The following is a 3,131-nucleotide window of genomic DNA, read 5'->3' on the forward strand; positions in this document are numbered from 1 at the left end:
GCGGCCCGCTGCACATAATCTGGCAGTGTCCCGGCGACAGAAGCGGCGGCAATAAACTCGACCGCCTGTTTGCGCTTCATGCTGAGACCGCCGTTTTCGCTGCTGTCCATAAGGCGTAACACCTCCTGGACCAGCACCATCCGCGCATCACCGACTGCTTTCTGGCTGTCGGTCAGCTCGCGCAGCTTCTTCTCCTGCAGAGCCGGGCATTTGCGGTACAGCGCCAGCTCGCGCTGCACTTTCTCGCCACCGGCTCCCGTGACCAGCTCACCTGTAGTGGTCGCTCTTGCCGGAAGGGAAGCAGCCTGTGCCAGCAGCTGACGCGCCATGTGGGCCTGAACGGCTTCACGTGCTGCGTCCGGCAGGCAATCAACGTTGTACTCAAATGCCTTAGTGCCTTCGCGGCGTCGCACTAACGCTCCATTACTGCCGGATACTTTCGCCAATGCCTCACGAATACCCTTGGGTGTCGCAGGCAGGCCGGGAAGCCCAACTAGCTCTTTTGCGACAACAAACATAATCAGGACGCTCTCTGGATGTAACTTTCATTTAGATAACGGCTAGGCCAGATTTCTTCCGGCGCAACCCCCAGCGCATCCGCGACAATCTGCTGATAAGGCTTGCACGGAGTGCGCAAAACACTTTTGAGAGAGTCTTTCTTGTAACCAGCCTGGAGAGACAGTGCACGGAACGACAATCCTCGCTTGTGGATCTCCGCCTTGATGTTTTCAGGGTGCCAATCAGCAACCAGATCTTCTTTTCGGTTCATCATTCATCTATCCTAAAAAGTTACTCGTGCAGATAACCGCGTGGTTATCTCTACGGGTAAAAGAATAGATCGCCAAAAATACCTTATCAAGGTATTTTTGGGTAATTTGCGGTTATTTTAATTTATTTCTTATAAATCATAGCGATAGATATAAAAGAACCTGTATTTCCAAAAGAACCTTGAGGTATTTTTGTGGGGCAATCCAAAGAACCTGTTATTGAACGAATTACCAGCCTTGTTCGTCACCATCCATCAAGGAGTGCGGCTGCCCGTGCATGGGGAGTGAACATCAACACATTGAAAAGTTATTATCGAAAGGAGGGGCCGATCCCAGAACCCCGCGATAATCTCTTGGCGCGTATTGCCGAAAGTGAAGGTGTTAGTTTCGAATGGTTAAAATATGGGGACGGAGAGGAGCCTCAAGGAGGTTCTTTGGTTGACTCAGAATCACCAAAATTAACCTGTGATGGTGATGAACTTATCCAGTTATTAGGGTTCTTAACGGTCGATGAGAGAAAGCAATTGGCAACAATGCTAGCCCGCAAAGGCGTTGAAACGGTCCTTTACCTTCTTGACGAAGACAATGTCAAATTCCTAAAACTTGATCGGGTTATGAAGGAAAAAGTCTTGGGCTTGCAGCCTCAAACCCTCGAAGAAGCTGCTCGTATCGATGAAGAGGCTAGAGAGTGTGGTCCCGATACTGAAGGCGAAACGCTCCCCCAAAGCCTAGCATCCACCAGTAAGCGGGCAGGCTAAGTTAGCGCAGACGGTAGTTTGCGTTAGGTGTAACGCTTTATACTTATGTGGCCAATGAGCTTGATCAACCAAATGGCCAACCCGCTTAAATGAAATTCGAAAACTGTTTAAACGCCTTTCAAAGTCACGCAAGTTACAATCAGTAGAGTATCAAATACTGTTCAAATAAATCAGTTTTAAGTCGTTTTTTCACGACGAGTATCAAACCTAATTTTTCTACCAAAGCCGCGCCAGTCAAAGGTTGTCGGCTTGTCTGAGGTATGCACAATCAGTATCAAAATGATTACCCCCCACACTGAGTGCGGAAGACGAGGCGCTGTTTCGCGGGTTGATGAGCGGCACGGACAAGCTGGCGCAGGACACCATTGTTCATAAACCGCTGCGTAAAAAGATAAGTGAAGTGCCACAGAAACGCGTGCTGTCGGAATAATTTGACACGCCCCGACCAGAAAAATGGTCGGCCCCAAAGGTAACGCGGAAAATTGTAGGGGCCAATCTTCTTTTTCGGTCGGGCTGCAAAGCGATTACATCGCCTTAGCTAACTTCGCCGGAGAGACCTGCCACTCCAGCTTGCCCACCACATTGTCCGCATCGAAATCGATGCAGGCAATAGCCGAAGTGGCGAACATCGGCGGCGCTTCCTGCGGGCACAGTGCGGCCACCAAGTAGCCCACCAGCGGCAAATGCGAAATCACCAGCGCCGACTTCACTCCTTCATTCGCCAGCGCGTGCATGTAGCACGCCACCAGCCTAGGATCGCCACTGGGAGTTAATTCTGGCAGCACATCCTCACCTTCCGGCAGAGACAGCGCTTCACGCACCGTGCTGAGAGTTTGCTGGGCACGCAGGTAGGGACTGACTATCACCTGTTCAATATCAACCGATTGACCGCTAAGCCAGATCGCCATTTGACGGGTTTCATCACAGCCGCAGTGAGTCAAAGGTCGAACTGAATCACTTGCTGCATCTAAAGCTGCATCGCCGTGACGCATTATGAAAACTTGCATAATAGCACCGCTGTTGTTAAACAAAAACGCCGGAAGACAAGGCCAACTGACTCTTCATTCAGAGAATGAACGCTGTGTTGTACCCCAATGCCTTTAGTATAGTCAACTGATTGTTTACTTAGTGAGCGCCTTGAAAAGCGCCCGCCAAAAGTAACTCACCCCGTGACCAGACTAACCAGCTAAATCACGAAAACTATTCAGATTTACATCCGGTTTATAGAACGTAGTGCCCTTACAGGGCGAGCGTCACGGCTTCGCCGTTCCGGTGCTTTGCATGACCGGAGCTCCGCTTTATACTCAGCTCCATGTATATCCCGCGTCCCGCCAAACTCCTTTTCACCGTCGATGACGGCTGGAACCGCTATCTCGAAAAACATGGCGACAGCGTCAGCCAGTGGACCCAACTGGCCGTTGAGCGCATGCTCGCCTGTGGCACCTGCGCTATGGGTGTGCGCCGCTACTGCTGCGCTTTACCTGACTGTACCTGACTGTACCCACTCCCGCTTCTTCTGCCAGAGCTGCAAGTCAAAGGCCTGCGGCATGAAGTCCACCGAACAGTGGATTGCTGAGCAACAACACGTCCTGCCCGACTGCGAATG

At 51.2% G+C, this 3,131-nt stretch carries 4 protein-coding genes and 2 pseudogenes; 3 read left to right on the forward strand and 3 right to left on the reverse strand.

Annotated features, from left to right (window positions below; genetic code table 11):
* A partial coding sequence (locus BBW68_RS10800) for a DNA-binding protein (protein WP_276325389.1) occupies window positions 1-518 on the reverse strand: 518 nt, incomplete at its 3' end.
* 2 nt (window positions 519-520) lie between these two features.
* Complete coding sequence (locus BBW68_RS10805) at window positions 521-769, reverse strand: helix-turn-helix domain-containing protein (protein WP_070135367.1); 249 nt, start codon at window positions 767-769, stop codon at window positions 521-523.
* A 192-nt stretch (window positions 770-961) separates the two neighbouring features.
* On the opposite strand from BBW68_RS10805, the gene BBW68_RS10810 reads away from it, so the two are divergent.
* Together BBW68_RS10810 and BBW68_RS16705 are read left to right on the forward strand one after the other, a co-directional pair.
* Window positions 962-1,525 carry a hypothetical protein gene (locus BBW68_RS10810; protein WP_070135366.1) on the forward strand — a complete coding sequence of 188 codons (564 nt, stop codon included), beginning with the start codon at window positions 962-964 and terminating at the stop codon, window positions 1,523-1,525.
* A gap of 331 nt (window positions 1,526-1,856) precedes the next feature.
* Window positions 1,857-1,952 (forward strand): annotated as a pseudogene (locus tag BBW68_RS16705) (endonuclease SmrB); the annotation flags it as partial.
* 97 nt (window positions 1,953-2,049) lie between these two features.
* Here BBW68_RS16705 and sixA read toward each other — a convergent pair.
* Window positions 2,050-2,532, reverse strand: a complete 483-nt coding sequence (sixA, locus tag BBW68_RS10815) for a phosphohistidine phosphatase SixA (protein ID WP_070135368.1) — start codon at window positions 2,530-2,532, stop codon at window positions 2,050-2,052.
* Window positions 2,533-2,837: 305 nt separating this feature from the next.
* Between sixA and BBW68_RS20745 the strand changes: the two are divergent.
* Window positions 2,838-3,131, forward strand: a pseudogene (locus BBW68_RS20745) (transposase zinc-binding domain-containing protein); the annotation flags it as partial.

It is taken from the genome of Candidatus Erwinia dacicola (assembly GCF_001756855.1).
Lineage (GTDB): Bacteria > Pseudomonadota > Gammaproteobacteria > Enterobacterales > Enterobacteriaceae > Erwinia > Erwinia dacicola.